Here is a 15,625-nt window from a genome sequence, read left to right on the forward strand (position 1 = left end):
TTTTCACTTAGTATCATATCAACTTTTTATTAAGATAGAATAAATTAGATGTAAATTAATTGTAAAGTATGTCGAAATTACTAAAATTTCTTTATCTTTTTTATGTAATATGGCCATCTTGATACTTTTTATTTAACTTTACAGTAAAAGATGTCCCTTCTCCTAGTTTACTCGAAACACTTATTTGCCCCTTGTGCGCTTCAACTAAATGTTTTACAATTGCCAATCCAAGTCCAGTTCCCCCAGAATTTCTACTTCTTGCTCGATCAACTCGATAAAACCGTTCAAAAATCCTTGGAATTTCTTCAGTCTTAATACCAATTCCAGTATCAGACACAACGATAAGTAGATACTGTTCATGCTTTTCTACGGTTACTTGAACAGATCCACCCTTAGGAGTATAGGTTAATGCATTGTTAATTAAATTTATGAAAATCTGCTTTAAGCGATATAAGTCACCTTCTATTAATAACAACCCGTCTGGGATAGCTAGTGATAACTCTACTTCTTTTTCTATTGATTTACCTTGAAGGATGACACCAATATCCTCTAAAAGCTCTTTTACATCACACGGCTGTATAGACAATTGAAATCCTTGCTGTTCAATTTTAGATAGATCAAGCAGATCTTGAATTAATGACTGAAGACGATCACTTTCCTTAAGAATGATCGATAAAAAATACTCTGCTGTCTGTTTGTCATTTAGGGCTCCATCTAAAAGAGTTTCACTAAACCCTTTTATTGAAGTTATCGGTGTTTTTAATTCATGGGATACATTTGCTACAAAATCTTTTCTCATTTGCTCTAGCTTTTTTAGTTCAGTAATATCATGAAATACAAGGACAATACCCTTCCATTCATCATTTGTGCCGATAATCGGTGCACCATAAACCTCAAAATGTCTTCGTTCTATTTTCAGCGGTAAGTGCAGCTGCTTCCTTACCTTTACCTCTGTCATAAAAATTTCTTCAACAAGTTCAATAATCTCTTTATGTGTAAAAGCATCATAATATAACTGGTATAGAAATTCAGCAGAGTCTACCTCAAAAAGCTCCTTATAAGCTCGATTCACTAAATTAATATAGCCCCGTCCATCAATAAGGATTAAACCACTTCCCATATTTTCAATTAATGTTTGGAGGCGGTCCTGCTGCATTTCCTGTGCTCTAGTCATATCTTGGAGATTTCTCGCTAGTATATTAATAGATTGACTAAGCATTCCACTTTCATCTATATGCTCTTCATATGTTCGAGCCTTATAATTTCCTTTCGCAAGCTCCATCGCTACTTTGGTGGCTGATTCAATAGGACGTGTATATCGAGATGTTATCCTAATTCCTATAAAAACCATAATAATAAAAGCCAAACTTAAACTAACAATTAGTACCATCCAAGTTTGTTGGTTTACCTTTTTTACTTGTTCAATTGATGAGTTGACAAGAACAATACCTTTATATGAATCACCTTCACTAATAGGGAGCCCGTAATATGCTAATTGTTCCTTTTGATCAATAAAAAAGTAACCATCTGACTTATTTTTCATAATTGGAAGTACGTCTTCTACCATATGGTCATGATTATGCTTTTTTGATATTTCACCTTCATCATAAATAATCTGATCTTCTGCATTTAAAACAGTAATATGTGTTTTAAAGGAGCTACTTAGTTCAAAAACAAGATCTGACGACTCCTCAGCAGTTAACCCTCTCTCAAATAATAATGTTTTCATTAATTTTGTTTCTCTTTGCATAATATCCTTATAAGAATTGATATAATAACTATTAAAAATTTGTCCAAGTAATAACCCTAATCCAACAAGGACTGTTATTACTAAAGTAATTAACGCAAAAAGTAATCGTGAACGAAACCTATTCATTCACTTTTGGCTCCTCGAGCTTATATCCTAATCCCCTAATTGTTTTAATATATAAAGGTTTTTTTGTGTTTCTTTCAATTTTTTCACGCAAATGACTTATATGAACATCTACTATTCTTGTATCACCTGCAAAATCATAATTCCAAACTGCACTAAGTAGCTGATCACGTGTAAGGACACGCCCTTTATGTTTAGCTAAATAAACAAGCAACTCAAATTCCTTAGGTGTTAAGTCTAAACGTTCCTTTCCATAATACGCTTCATAATGTTCAGGTAATACTTTCAAATCACCGATCATTACCTGCTCTGATTCATCAGATTCCTTAATTTCAACTTCTGTATGTGATTGTGTTCTTCTGAGAATTGCCTTTACCCTTGCTACTACCTCTCTTGGACTAAATGGCTTTGTCATATAATCGTCAGCCCCTAGTTCAAGTCCTAGTACTTTATCAAATTCATCATCTTTTGCAGTTAACATCAAAATAGGTACCATGATCTTTCTTTGACGAAGCTGCTTACACACTTCGATACCATCCATTTTAGGTAGCATCAGGTCAAGAACAAGTAAATCTGGCTCTTCATTTAAACAACTGTGCAATCCCTCTTCCCCATCCATTGCCGTTATCACACTATAACCTGCTTGTTCTAGATTATACTTTAACAATGTTGAAATCGATTGCTCGTCATCTACTACTAATATCTTCTTACTCATATAAGCCTCCAAGGATTGTATTTCCCTTCAATTGAACCAATTTTTTATTTTATTCATTATAAATGAATTTTCTCTATTGTTTCTATTCTAGCGAATAGTAGTGAAAAAGGGCAACTATTGCTTTATTAAATGTTCAAACTGCTCCTGAAAATGTATTTATTACCCTTAGACTCCCTTCTATTATACCTCATTAGAATATAAATTCTGATAATCAAAAAAAACTGACTCAAATTGAGTCAGTTTTTTTAACTATCGTTAAAATGGTGATGATTAAAAATTATCTAAAGCTTTCCCTTCAATAGGTGTCAGTTTACTAGGTGGACAAACAGTAATCCTTCCTTCTAAGACAACCTCTTCTTCGGCATTAACTGCATGGACTTCCACGACAATTTTATTTTCTGAAACAAATATCTCACTAACTTCAAATAGGAATTGTACGATACTATAATGATAAAGTGGCTTAAGGAAGGTTATATCTTGCTTAACAATGTGACTACCTGGACCTGGTAAATATTTAGAAACTGCAGAAGTAATAATCCCTGTTAGCATTAAACTAGGAACGAGCGGTTTTTCATATGGAGTTTGTGATGCATAATCATGCTGTATATAGAGCGGATTGGCGTCATTTGTTAATCCAAGATAAAGCAATAGATCTTTATCTTCAATTTTTTCAGTTAATGATAATTTTTCTCCAACTGTAATCTCATTAATAAGCCTACCTAGCTTTCTCTTTTTACCAAGGAGCATCTTTGCACCACCTTCATTTATTTGAAGAAGAATATAAGAAAAGCTCAGGGCGCCTTGAATAGACCCGACAGGCATAAGACGCTCAGGAATAGAAGACGTTCTTTGTCTTCAATTCCTGAGTGGCTGTTGGCCTAAGAGGGGCTAGGCGCTGGAGCTAGACACCAAAACTGAGTAAGAAAAGTTATAATTTTGATAGTATAAAAAAGAAAATTGAGGATATCCCCAACTTTCTTTTTGTTTATATCGTTATTTATTATAAAATTGTTACTCTTATGATAAGACCTTCATTACATTTCTAACAGAGTCTGCAGACTTTTGTAATGCTGCTTTTTCTTCCTCAGTTAGTTCTAGTTCGATGATTTGCTCTAAACCATTGCCACCGAGAACAGTTGGAACACCTAGGTAAATACCGTTGAATCCATATTCACCTTCTAAGTATACAATTGTTGGAAGCACACGACGTTGGTCCTTTAAGATTGCCTCAACCATCTCTACTAAAGATGCAGCTGGTGCATAGTATGCACTTCCGTTTCCTAATAGGTTAACGATTTCTCCGCCGCCTTTACGCGTTCTTTCAACAATTGCATCTAAACGATCCTTAGGGATTAACGTCTCTAATGGGATACCTCCAGCATACGAATAACGTACTAGAGGTACCATGTCATCGCCATGTCCACCTAATACAAATCCTGTTATATCCTTAACTGAAAGATTAAGTTCTTGAGCAACAAATGTACGGAAACGAGCTGTATCTAGTACACCTGATTGTCCAATTACACGATGTTTTGGGAAACCAGATTCTTTAAATACTGTATATGACATTGCATCAACAGGGTTTGTTAACACAATAATTGTGCACTCAGGAGAATACTTAACAACTTCCCTTGTAACACTTTTCATAATTCCAGCATTTGTAGAAACAAGATCATCACGGCTCATCCCGGGCTTTCTAGCTATACCTGCAGTAATAACAACGATATCTGAATTTGCTGTATCCTCGTAGTTTGATGTACCAATAATATTTGCATCAAATCCTTGAACAGGACTTGCTTCTAGCATATCTAAAGCTTTTCCTTTAGTAGGGTTTTCCATTTGCGGAATATCTACTAATACGACATCTGAAAGTTCCTTTTGACCTAATAGAAAAGCTGTAGTAGCACCAGTAAATCCACTACCAATGACAGAAACCTTTTTACGCTTAATTGCCATATTAACATCCCCTTAATATGTATAGGATTGGTAGAAGGAGAAGTTCCTTCTACCAACTAGTTAAATTTAATAGCATGTAAGGTCAGTAAAATTCAGTTTATGACTAGTAATTAACCCAGGTTTTTAATAAGCTCATCAGCAAATTCAGAACATTTCACTTCTGTAGCTCCATCCATTAAACGAGCAAAGTCGTATGTTACAACTTTAGAAGCAATTGTTTTTTCAACTGAATTCGTAATCAAATTAGCCGCTTCAGTCCATCCTAAATGTTCAAGCATAAGTACACCTGAAAGAAGCACTGAAGAAGGATTTACTTTGTCAAGACCAGCATATTTAGGAGCTGTACCATGAGTTGCTTCAAAAATTGCATGTCCTGTCTCATAATTGATGTTTGCTCCAGGTGCAATTCCAATTCCTCCAACTTGTGCAGCTAACGCGTCAGAAATGTAATCACCATTTAAGTTCATCGTTGCAACAACGTCAAATTCACGAGGACGTGTTAAAATTTGTTGTAAGAAGATATCAGCAATTGAATCTTTTACAATAATTTTTCCAGCAGCTTCTGCATCAGCTTGTGCTTTGTTTGCAGCATCTTTTCCTTCTGTTTCTACTAGGCGATCGTACTCTGCCCAAGTAAATACTTTATCACCGAATTCTTTTTCAGCAAGCTCATAACCCCAGTTTTTGAAGGCACCTTCAGTGAATTTCATAATGTTACCTTTATGAACAAGTGTTACAGATTTACGACCATGCTCAATTGCATAATTGATTGCAGCTCTTACAAGACGGCTTGTACCTTCTTCAGAAACTGGTTTGATACCGATACCTGATGTTTCTGGGAAACGGATTTTATTAACACCTAATTCATTTTTCAAGAAGTTGATTAGCTTTTCTACTTCTTCAGAACCTTTTGCATATTCAATACCAGCGTAAATATCTTCAGTATTTTCACGGAAGATAACCATGTCTGTGTCTTCTGGACGCTTAACTGGTGAAGGTACACCTTGGAAATAACGTACAGGACGTAAGCAAGTAAATAAATCTAACTCTTGACGAAGCGCAACGTTAAGGGAACGAATACCTCCACCGATTGGTGTTGTCAAAGGTCCTTTAATTGCAATTAAGTACTCACGGATAACATCTAATGTTTCATTTGGTAACCATTCGCCAGTTTGGTTAAATGCTTTCTCACCAGCTAATACTTCTTTCCAAACGATACCTTTTTCACCATTGTATGCTTTTTCGACAGCTGCTTCTAATACACGTGAAGCTGCAGCCCAAATATCTGGACCAATTCCGTCTCCTTCAATAAATGGGATAACTGGATTGCTTGGTACGTTTAATACTCCATTTGTTACTGAAATTTTTTCACCTTGTGTCAAAAAAATAACCTCCCAGATTATGTATTATCTATATTTATCCAAAGGATAGATATGCTCACTATTTAGTATAGTAGTTTTCTAACTTTTTTGCAGAGAATTACATAAAATTTTTAAGATTTTTATGAATATAAAAAATTCGCACAGCAATCCTCCCGATTTAACAGGGAGGATCACATGATAAGAATAGAGTTCTATTTATACCATTTCCAAATTATAAATAATTAACCACGTTGTTCTAATGGGATATAAGCTTGCTTATCAGGACCAATATAATCAGCACGTGGACGAATTAAACGATTATTTTCATATTGCTCTAGAATATGAGCTAACCATCCTGATACACGACTAACCGCAAAAATCGGTGTAAACAGGTCATGGTCGATTCCTAAACTGTGGTACATTGACGCAGAATAGAAATCAACATTTGGTGGTAATGGCTTTTGTGATCTCACTAACTCTTCAACTTTTAGAGACATTTCATACCATTTTGGTTCACCAGTTAATTTCGAAAGCTTTTCAGACATCTTCTTTAAGTGTTTAGCTCTTGGATCACCTTGTCGATATACACGGTGACCAAAGCCCATAATCTTTTCTTTGTTTGCTAATTTTTCATTGATATAGCTTTCCGCATTATCTACTTCACCAATTTCAGAAAGCATCTTCATAACAGCTTCATTTGCTCCACCATGTAATGGACCTTTTAAAGCTCCAATTGCTGCTGTTACACCAGAATAAACGTCAGATAATGTTGCAACGCAAACACGTGCAGTAAAAGTTGACGCATTTAATTCATGATCGGCATGTAAAACTAACGCTTTATTAATTGCCTCAACTGCTACTTCATTTGGCTCTTCACCAGATAATGTATATAGGAAGTTTGCAGCCATTGATAAGTCTGTTCTTGGTTCTACTGGCTCTAAACCTTTACGAATTCGCGCAAAAGAAGTTACGACGATTGGAAGCTGTGCTTGTAGACGGATTGCTTTTCTATAGTTAGCTTCAGTATCCATCACATCAGCTTCTGCGTCAAATAAGCCAAGTAATGATACAGCTGTACGAAGAGCTGCCATTGGGTGCACACTATTGATAGGATATGTTTTGAAGTGGTCAATTACTTGCTGTGGAATTTTTGCATTTTCCGCAAGTTGTTTCTTAATTTCATTGAGTTGTTCTGCATTTGGTAACTTTCGGTGCCATAGTAAATATACCACTTCTTCAAAGCTAGCGTTTTCTGCTAAATCATCGATGTTAAAGCCCGCATATGTTAATGTATCATCAATAATCGAACTTACAGATGAAGTAGTCGCTACGATTCCTTCAAGACCGCGTGTTGCTGTCATAAAAAACCTCTCCTTTACCTTTTATTCCCCATTCATCTTAAAAGTTTAAAAGTTTAAACCTCAAAAAAGTCTAAAAAAGCATCACCATTTTTCTCATCGTTTGAAATATGTAAGAAAAATATCTGAGGAAAGAGATATTTCTTTATAGTATGAGCAAAAAAATGTAGATTCTTCTATCTATGTTAAAATACAAAATGCTCTTTCTTTTAAACTTTTAGACGATTGAGCGCTTGCTCACATTGAAGCACAAAAAAAGAAAATGCTTACATTTTTCATGTTTAGAGAAAAGTCAAAATGATCTTTCTTTCATTACTGACTTCCTATTGTAGGCATTATAAAAGTACCTATTCCTATTATAAACAATTATCAGACTTTTGTGAATGAAAACAATTCAATAAGGACAAAAATTTGTTAGAAAAATGTTTTTTTAGGAATTATTCCACTTCATTCTACCACACATATAGAACTATACAATAAAATTGTTATATTAGTGTATATTTCCACTTGTAAATATTACCTGATATCTAGATAAAGAAAAGGGAATTTAGCTCACTTTTACTAGTTATTATGTCTATAAAATAGTTTGAAGATATAATAGTTTTGGTTTAACAATAATTAATATACTTGTTTACAGATTATGAACTAAAAAGCTTAACAATCTGCATTGCGATATAAGCAATACCTGCACCTATTAGTGGACCAACAGCAACTCCATTAAATAATGCCACAGCTAAAATCGTTCCAAAAACAAGTGCAGTAGTAATATGAGGATCTTCAGCTAATAGAGTTAAACCATTTTTAGCGATTAAGGCCACAGCAATGCCCGCTCCTAAAGCAATCCATGCATAAGCAGATTTTACTGCTTCTAAAAGCTGTTTAAACCCGATATCCCCTGTGGCAATTGGAACAAGTACAGCTATTGTAATTATCGTAACTCCCCAATTTATCCCTTTTGATCCGACTGTTGGAAGTATTTTTGAATCCAAACCAATTACCTTAATGATAATTAAGCATGAAACAGCGATAATTAATGATTGATTTTTTGCTAACACTCCGATACCTAGCAATATAAGTAAAAATAACATTGGTTGACTGAACATGTTGTTAACCTCCAAACTGACCATTTCTAGATCCTACATCCTTATAATATAAATTCAGATAGTATAAACAAGCCTGTGGTGTAATAAACATCTATAAGACGCGATACTATTACGGGAGGAGACAAGTTGAATTTGTATTATGTTTATAGCATGTTAAGACTTTTAATAATTGTTAGCTTATCAATCCTCGGTATCTTTTTCACTTATTATTTATCTACTTTGACATATCCTTTTATTATTGCCATTTTCATCTCACTGCTAATTAACCCATTTGTTAATTTTATGGAGAAAAAAGGCAGAGTCCCTAGAGGTTTATCCGTGATCATCGCAATTTTATTATTAATCTGTATCATTGCCGGGATACTTATCCTATTAGTTGCCGAAATAGTCACAGGTACAACATACTTAGCTAAGGTTTTACCAGGGCATTTAACATTGCTAGCTATGTATATTGAAACATTTTTTGTCGAGAAGATCATGCCTTTATACAACCAATTAACCTATCTTTTTAATAATCTTGAATCAAATCAACAACAATCCATTATTATAAATATCCAAAACATAGGTGAGCAGGTATCTTCAAGCGTGGGAAATTTCATAAAAAGCTTTTTAGAAAATATACCAATGATGATTAGTTGGCTCCCAAATGCAGCTACTGTTATTATCTTTTCCTTATTATCTACATTCTTCATCAGTAAAGATTGGTATAAATTTAAGACCACACTTAAAAAAATCCTTCCTCCTAAAGCAAGGAAAAGTGGGAAAACAATTTTTGAAGAACTAAAAAAAGCGCTTATTGGGTTTATTCGGGCGCAAGCGACACTTATATCCATTACAACGACGATTGTATTAATCGGCCTTCTGATTCTACGTGTTGATTATGCGATAACAATTGCTTTGCTAATTGGATTAGTTGATATCCTACCATATCTAGGTACAGGGTTAGTATTTGTTCCTTGGATTGTTTACTTAGCGTTTAGCGGCAGTCTCCCACTCGCAATTGGGATTGGCGTTCTGTATCTCATCGTATTATTGCAAAGACAAATAATGGAGCCTAAAGTACTTTCTTCAAGTATTGGATTAGATCCTCTCGCCACCCTAGTGTCTCTTTTTATCGGCTATAAGTTAATTGGATTTTTAGGACTTATTGCAGGGCCCGTTGTTCTGGTAATTTTAAAAACCTTACACAGCGCAGGTGTATATATGGGTTTGTGGAAGTTTATTGTTGGGAAAGAAAAGTAAATCGGCTGACTCCATTTCGAAGAATCAGCCTTTGTACTTTTTTGAAAATAAAAAATTATTGAACTGTGGATACCACTTTAACATCTAGCTCCTTCGTCTTTCCAAGAAAAATTAACGAATAATTGTAAATTGATTCTTGTCTATCATTTTTCGAATAATGGATAAAAGAATCGGTTTAATTTTATTCCTACTTATCGGAAATAACAATAAAAATCCCGTTACATCCGTTATAAAACCCGGTGTAAGTAGCAATAGGCCACCAACTAAAATACATAATCCATCTAATATAGCCTCATTAGGAATTTGTCCGTATTGCATTTGTTGCTGTGCTTTTCTTAATGCTTCGGTTCCTTGTTTTTTTGCAAGCCACGCCCCAACCACACCAGTTAAAACAATCAGTAAAATAGTTGGAAGTACACCTATCGTTTTTCCAGAAAGAAGTAGAAACCCAATTTCTAATGCTGGTATGACAATAATCAAAAATACTAATAACCTCATTATCTCACCTCTTTAAAATATAGGCATGAAAAGCTTTGTTCTCACTGTGTACTTTCTTCTATTTTATTCGATTGATTAAAAAAAGAGAAGGAATTCCCTTCTTCCCCCTTTTTAGTGGATAAACAAAAAGGAATCGGTGGTCCCCGATTCCCTCACATCTCACCTCAAACTTCAAATTGATAAAGTCTGAGACAAGAAAAATTAATTTTAAACAAGAATAATTAACCCTAGCCTATTTATTACAGTACACTCGCGTGGCCTTCATAAATGACGCCACGAACAGAATCCACAGTAATATCTTGACCATCCTTTAATAGAGTTGTTACACCTTCTACTCCGACAATAACAGGGATTCCAAGGCTTAATCCAACGACTGCAGCATGACTAGTTAATCCACCCTCTTCAGTTATAAGAGCCGAAGCTAATTCAAGTGCCCCCATCATATCGCGATCTGTGCTTTGAGCAACTAGAATAGCGCCTTTTGTCATCTTTTCTTTAGCGTCTCTAGCTGTGCTTGCTACAACAACCTTACCGAAGGCAGATTTACGTCCAATCCCTTGTCCTTTTGCAAGTACATCACCAATTACATGTACTTTCATTAAGTTTGTTGTTCCTGCTTCACCAACAGGTACTCCTGCAGTAATGACAATTAAGTCACCATGTGAAACAAAACCACTGTTTATTGCTTCTTCAACAGAGTTATCTAGCATTTCATCTGTCGACGTTGAGTGGTTTCCACTTCTTGGATAAACACCCCATACTAGAGCTAATTTACGAGAAATTGAATCAGAAACCGTTACAGCTACAATCGGAGCTTTTGGACGATATTTTGATATCATTCTTGCAGTATGTCCACTCTCTGTTGGTGTAACAATTGCTGATACACCTAAATTCAATGCCGTATATGATGTTGATTGACCAATTGCATCAGTAATTGTAGTACCTACTTGTGCACTACGCTTTGAAAGAATTGATTTATAATCAAGTGCTTCTTCAGCTCTTGAAGCAATGTTATGCATTGTTTTAACCGCTTCCACTGGATATGATCCCGCAGCAGTTTCACCTGAAAGCATGATTGCATCTGTACCATCAAAAATGGCATTGGCTACGTCACTTGCTTCTGCACGTGTTGGTCTAGGATTACGTTGCATACTATCGAGCATTTGTGTTGCTGTAATAACAGGTTTTCCTAATGCATTACATTTTCTGATTAATTCCTTTTGAACTAAAGGTACTTCTTCAGCAGGAATTTCAACACCTAAATCACCACGTGCAACCATTAAACCATCTGAAACCTCAAGAATTTCATCGATATTGTCTACGCCTTCTTGATTTTCAATTTTAGGAATGATTTGAATGTGGCTAGCATTATGTTCTTCAAGTAGCTCGCGAATTTCAAGAACGTCTGATGCACGGCGAACAAATGATGCTGCAATAAAGTCAACATCTTGCTCAATACCAAATACGATGTCTTTCGCATCTTTTTCGGTAATACCCGGAAGTTTAACACTCACACCTGGTACGTTAACACCTTTTTTATTTTTCAATGTACCACTGTTTTTAATTTTTGTTTTTATTTCACCATTTGAATGGTCTAAACCAATTACTTCAAGTTCGATAAGGCCATCATCTAAAAGAATAGTTGAGCCGATATGTACATCATCTATTAAGCCATCATATGTGACAGAAAATTTATCTAATGTACCTACAACTTCAGTCATAGAAATAATAATTTCATTTCCAGCAACAAGCTCAATTGCTCCATTTTCCATTGTGTTTGTGCGAATTTCAGGACCTTTAGTATCCAATAAAATTGCAACATTTTTATTTAACTTTGCTGAAGCTTCTCTGATGTTTATAATTCTAGCACCATGTTCTTCGAAGTCACCATGAGAAAAATTCAAACGGGAAACATTCATACCTGCTTCCATTAACTCTGTTAATTTTTCAATCGATTCACTAGCTGGTCCAATTGTACATACAATCTTAGTTTTACGCATTTACGTTCCTCCTACCATTTTTGTGGAAAAGGGGACAGATCTAAATTAAAGATTGTCTTCCTTTAGATTCCACAACTATTATGGTTTTTTATAATCTTAGCTAATTCCCCGCAACTTCATATCAGGGTAATGCATTTGAATACAGCACATCAAGGGTTGAAACACCCCAATTAGTGCGTAGGCATCCTGTATGAAAACGATCCCAACATTTATATATTAGATTGATAATTCTTTTGATAAGCGGTACATATCATTGTCAATTGTATGTGGTTGATCTAGTATTTCAATGATGTCATGATGAACGAGTTCATTCTTTTGAATACCTACACAGCGTCCGCCTTTACCTTCTAGAAGTAATTCTACAGCAAAAGCACCTAATCGACTAGCTAATACACGGTCAGATGCAGTTGGTGATCCACCGCGTTGAACGTGACCTAACACAGATACACGTGTTTCAAAAGTAGTAGCTTCTTCAATTTGTTTTGCAAAGTCTACTCCACTTCCAACACCTTCTGCCACAATAATTATACTGTGTTTTTTGCCTCGCTCATTCCCTCGCTTTAAGCGTGCAACAATATCGTCCATATCATAATTTTCTTCTGGAATTAATATTGTTTCTGCTCCGCCTGCCAAACCTGACCATAAAGCGATATCACCTGCATGTCTACCCATTACTTCAATTACATATGTACGTTCATGTGATGTAGCTGTATCACGAATTTTATCAATCGCATCAATTACTGTGTTAAGTGCAGTATCAAATCCAATTGTAAAATCAGTTCCTGGAATATCATTATCTATCGTGCCAGGTACTCCAACACATGGAAATCCATGTTCAGTTAGTTTTTTAGCTCCCATATATGAGCCGTCTCCACCAATTACTACTAACCCTTCAATACCATGCTTTTTTAGTTGTTCAATCCCTTTTTTCTGTCCTTCAATTGTCTTAAATTCAGGACATCTTGCTGAATATAGTTTCGTACCACCACGGTGAATAATATCTCCTACAGATCCTAATTCTAATTTTTCAATTTGACCTTCAATTAAACCCGTATATCCATGATAGATACCATAAATTTCAACATTATGAAAAATTGCCTTACGTACAACTGCTCGTACAGCAGCATTCATACCTGGAGCGTCTCCTCCACTTGTTAGAACACCAATTTTTTTCAAATTTCTTCACCCCACTATAATAATATAGCACATTGATTTACTTTAAAAATAACATGAAAGAAAAGTCAAAACAACAAGATCAAACGTGCAACTTTTGTCGAATAACCTTTTTTAAGAGCCTCTATCATTATACAATAAATTAACCTCTGTGTTTAAAGAATTATATAATTTTGCAAAATTATTGTCTTTCCTTGCATGCTAGTAAAGCAGCAGTGCATGAGTGCCTCTAAGCTAATTAGCCTCTATTGAAAATAAAACCTTCATTACCTTCCATAGTGACTAGTCCATAGAAAGCAAGATACCCAAATTAAGTCTAAACAAACCATATTTTTCATTACCACCAAAAGAAACGTGGACCTTGAAGGCCACACGTTCTTATTTTACCCCAAGTAATTCATTTGTAAATGATACTTGCCCGATTCTTTTAAACTTTTCGTAACGATGGTGAATGAGTTCTTCACCAGTCATTGCTGATAGAGTTTTTAAAGAGGTTGCTAATATTTCTTCAATATAACCTGCTTGTTGAGGGATATCTTTATGTGCTCCACCCTTCACTTCAGGGATTATTTCATCAACAACACCAAGTTCTTTTAGGTCTGGTGCAGTTATTTTCATTGTTTCTGCTGCTTTTTTTGCTAATCCAGCATCCTTCCACAATAATGCTGCAGCACCTTCTGGTGAGATAACAGAGTAAGTAGAGTTTTCTAGCATGTGAATATAGTTACCCACACCTAGAGCAAGTGCACCTCCACTCCCACCTTCACCAATCACTATACAAATTACTGGTACTGACAACCCAGCCATTTCAAACAAATTTTTAGCAATTGCTTCGCTTTGACCACGCTCTTCTGCAGCTTTTCCAGGGTAAGCACCTTTTGTATCAATAAAGCAAATAATTGGACGATTAAATTTATCCGCTTGCTTCATTAATCTTAAAGCTTTACGATAGCCTTCAGGATGAGGCATACCGAAATTTCTACGAATGTTTTCCTTCGTATCCTTACCTCGTTGATGCCCAATAACAGTAACAGGAAGACCTTTAAACTTTGCAATTCCACTTACAATCGCATCGTCATCACCATAATAACGGTCACCGTGACATTCAAAGAAATTAGTAAAAATGTGTTCGATATAATCTAAAGTTGTGGGTCTACTAGGATGTCTTGCAATTTGAACTCTGTCCCAAGGCTTTATATTTGTATAAATCTCATTTTCTAGCTTTTCTAATCTTGCTTCAAGCTTTTCAATTTCGGATGATAAATCAACATCTGAACCTATTGTAAATTCTTTTAATTCACTAATTTTTTTTCTAAGCTCGGTTACAGGCTTTTCAAACTCTAATTCGCCTACCATGTTAATTCACCTCCTGATTGATGAATGTCAAGAATATTACTTAGCGTTTCCTTTAACTCTTGACGATTTATAACAGCATCAAGCTGACCATGTTTTAATAAAAATTCAGCAGTTTGAAAATCTTCAGGAAGTTCTTCTCTAATTGTTTGCTCGATAATTCTTCTTCCAGCAAACCCAATAAGTGCTCCTGGCTCAGCAAAATTATAATCACCTAACGATGCGAAGCTTGCTGACACCCCACCTGTTGTAGGATGTGTCATAACAGAAATAATTAAGCCTTGATTATCACTATAAAGCTTAAGTGCAGAGCTAGTTTTAGCCATTTGCATTAAACTTAATACACCCTCTTGCATTCTTGCACCACCTGATGCAGTTAGAATAATAAAGGGTAAGTTCTTTTCATTAGCTTTTTCAATTGTACGAGTAATTTTTTCACCAACAACTGACCCCATACTTCCCATTCTAAAGCTAGCATCCATGATGGCAAATGTTGTTTTAAAGCCATTTATGGTACCTTCACCTGTAACAACAGCTTCATTTTGTTGTGTTTTTTGACGGTCCTTTTCTAGCTTTTCTTCGTAGCCTGGAAATTGCAGTGGATTTTCTGAAATCATTTCTTTATCATATTCAATAAAACTATGCTCATCAAATAAGCTCTTAATGCGTTCCATAGCGTTCATTTGATGATGGTAACCACAATTCATACAAACCTTCTCATTTTTTATTAATTCTTTTGTATACATAATTTTTTTACAACTCGGACATTTAATGACAATTCCTTCAGGAACATCTTGTTTTGCTTGCTCAGACGGAACCTGTGCATATTTTTTTTTCTTCGGTTTCGGTTTCGTAAACAAATCTTTTAACAAAACGGTACCTCCCCTTTTCTAAAGCTGTTTCTCTACAATTCTTCTTTTTCATATTGAAAGTATTGAGGTTGAACTAAGCTAATTTACTAGTAAAACTATCATCAAGAATACTATTATTTAT

At 35.1% G+C, this 15,625-nt stretch carries 13 protein-coding genes; 1 reads left to right on the top strand and 12 read right to left on the bottom strand.

Annotation, left to right across the window (positions count from 1 at the left end; genetic code table 11):
* Positions 1-100 precede the first annotated feature (100 nt).
* The 7 genes from pnpS to HUW50_RS02185 all read right to left on the bottom strand — a co-directional run bounded on the left by pnpS (position 101) and on the right by HUW50_RS02185 (position 8,366).
* Positions 101-1,876: a two-component system histidine kinase PnpS gene (pnpS, locus tag HUW50_RS02155; RefSeq protein ID WP_185653657.1), complete on the bottom strand. Its 1,776-nt coding sequence runs from the start codon at positions 1,874-1,876 to the stop codon at positions 101-103.
* The gene (locus tag HUW50_RS02160) at positions 1,869-2,588 is read right to left on the bottom strand and encodes a response regulator transcription factor (protein ID WP_066326835.1); all 720 of its coding nucleotides are present in this window, start codon (positions 2,586-2,588) and stop codon (positions 1,869-1,871) included. The genes pnpS and HUW50_RS02160 overlap by 8 nt, the downstream gene beginning before the upstream one ends.
* Positions 2,589-2,858: 270 nt before the next feature.
* Positions 2,859-3,335 carry a MaoC/PaaZ C-terminal domain-containing protein gene (locus HUW50_RS02165; RefSeq protein WP_066326833.1) on the bottom strand — a complete coding sequence of 159 codons (477 nt, stop codon included), beginning with the start codon at positions 3,333-3,335 and terminating at the stop codon, positions 2,859-2,861.
* A gap of 270 nt (positions 3,336-3,605) precedes the next feature.
* Entirely contained in the window at positions 3,606-4,544 is a 939-nt protein-coding gene (mdh, locus tag HUW50_RS02170) for a malate dehydrogenase (RefSeq protein ID WP_066326826.1), read from the bottom strand.
* A gap of 110 nt (positions 4,545-4,654) precedes the next feature.
* Positions 4,655-5,926, bottom strand: coding sequence for an NADP-dependent isocitrate dehydrogenase (icd, locus tag HUW50_RS02175; RefSeq protein ID WP_066326822.1), 1,272 nt, complete (start codon positions 5,924-5,926; stop codon positions 4,655-4,657).
* A 221-nt stretch (positions 5,927-6,147) separates the two neighbouring features.
* Positions 6,148-7,266, bottom strand: coding sequence for a citrate synthase (citZ, locus tag HUW50_RS02180; protein WP_066326815.1), 1,119 nt, complete (start codon positions 7,264-7,266; stop codon positions 6,148-6,150).
* 635 nt (positions 7,267-7,901) lie between these two features.
* On the bottom strand, positions 7,902-8,366 hold the full coding sequence (locus tag HUW50_RS02185) for a DUF441 domain-containing protein (RefSeq protein ID WP_066326813.1): 465 nt from the start codon (positions 8,364-8,366) through the stop codon (positions 7,902-7,904).
* A gap of 126 nt (positions 8,367-8,492) precedes the next feature.
* Here HUW50_RS02185 and ytvI point away from each other — a divergent pair, with 126 nt between their 5' ends.
* Complete coding sequence (ytvI, locus tag HUW50_RS02190) at positions 8,493-9,608, top strand: sporulation integral membrane protein YtvI (protein ID WP_185653658.1); 1,116 nt, start codon at positions 8,493-8,495, stop codon at positions 9,606-9,608.
* Positions 9,609-9,719: 111 nt separating this feature from the next.
* Here the strand turns inward: ytvI and HUW50_RS02195 are convergent, their stop codons facing one another.
* The 5 genes from HUW50_RS02195 to accD form a co-directional block, all read right to left on the bottom strand.
* Entirely contained in the window at positions 9,720-10,106 is a 387-nt protein-coding gene (locus HUW50_RS02195) for an FxsA family protein (RefSeq protein WP_066326810.1), read from the bottom strand.
* 239 nt (positions 10,107-10,345) lie between these two features.
* A complete protein-coding gene (pyk, locus tag HUW50_RS02200; RefSeq protein ID WP_066326807.1) occupies positions 10,346-12,106 on the bottom strand; it encodes a pyruvate kinase in 1,761 nt (586 codons plus the stop codon).
* A gap of 216 nt (positions 12,107-12,322) precedes the next feature.
* The gene (gene pfkA / locus HUW50_RS02205; RefSeq protein WP_066326806.1) at positions 12,323-13,282 is read right to left on the bottom strand and encodes a 6-phosphofructokinase; all 960 of its coding nucleotides are present in this window, start codon (positions 13,280-13,282) and stop codon (positions 12,323-12,325) included.
* Positions 13,283-13,657: 375 nt separating this feature from the next.
* A complete protein-coding gene (accA, locus tag HUW50_RS02210; RefSeq protein WP_066326804.1) occupies positions 13,658-14,635 on the bottom strand; it encodes an acetyl-CoA carboxylase carboxyl transferase subunit alpha in 978 nt (325 codons plus the stop codon).
* Positions 14,629-15,504: an acetyl-CoA carboxylase, carboxyltransferase subunit beta gene (accD, locus tag HUW50_RS02215; RefSeq protein ID WP_066326802.1), complete on the bottom strand. Its 876-nt coding sequence runs from the start codon at positions 15,502-15,504 to the stop codon at positions 14,629-14,631. Before accD ends, accA begins: the two co-directional genes overlap by 7 nt.
* Positions 15,505-15,625 lie beyond the last annotated feature (121 nt).

This window comes from Metabacillus sp. KUDC1714 (assembly GCF_014217835.1).
GTDB lineage: Bacteria > Bacillota > Bacilli > Bacillales > Bacillaceae > Metabacillus > Metabacillus rhizosphaerae.

Excerpts from the sequence above, each read along its gene's own strand:
- pyk (WP_066326807.1), bottom strand. The coding sequence starts at position 12,106 with ATGCGTAAAACTAAGATTGTATGTACAATTGGACCAGCTAGTGAATCG.
- mdh (WP_066326826.1), bottom strand. The coding sequence starts at position 4,544 with ATGGCAATTAAGCGTAAAAAGGTTTCTGTCATTGGTAGTGGATTTACT.
- HUW50_RS02185 (WP_066326813.1), bottom strand. The coding sequence starts at position 8,366 with ATGTTCAGTCAACCAATGTTATTTTTACTTATATTGCTAGGTATCGGA.
- HUW50_RS02195 (WP_066326810.1), bottom strand. The coding sequence starts at position 10,106 with ATGAGGTTATTAGTATTTTTGATTATTGTCATACCAGCATTAGAAATT.
- HUW50_RS02160 (WP_066326835.1), bottom strand. The coding sequence starts at position 2,588 with ATGAGTAAGAAGATATTAGTAGTAGATGACGAGCAATCGATTTCAACA.
- citZ (WP_066326815.1), bottom strand. The coding sequence starts at position 7,266 with ATGACAGCAACACGCGGTCTTGAAGGAATCGTAGCGACTACTTCATCT.
- HUW50_RS02165 (WP_066326833.1), bottom strand. The coding sequence starts at position 3,335 with ATGCTCCTTGGTAAAAAGAGAAAGCTAGGTAGGCTTATTAATGAGATT.
- accA (WP_066326804.1), bottom strand. The coding sequence starts at position 14,635 with ATGGTAGGCGAATTAGAGTTTGAAAAGCCTGTAACCGAGCTTAGAAAA.
- pnpS (WP_185653657.1), bottom strand. The coding sequence starts at position 1,876 with ATGAATAGGTTTCGTTCACGATTACTTTTTGCGTTAATTACTTTAGTA.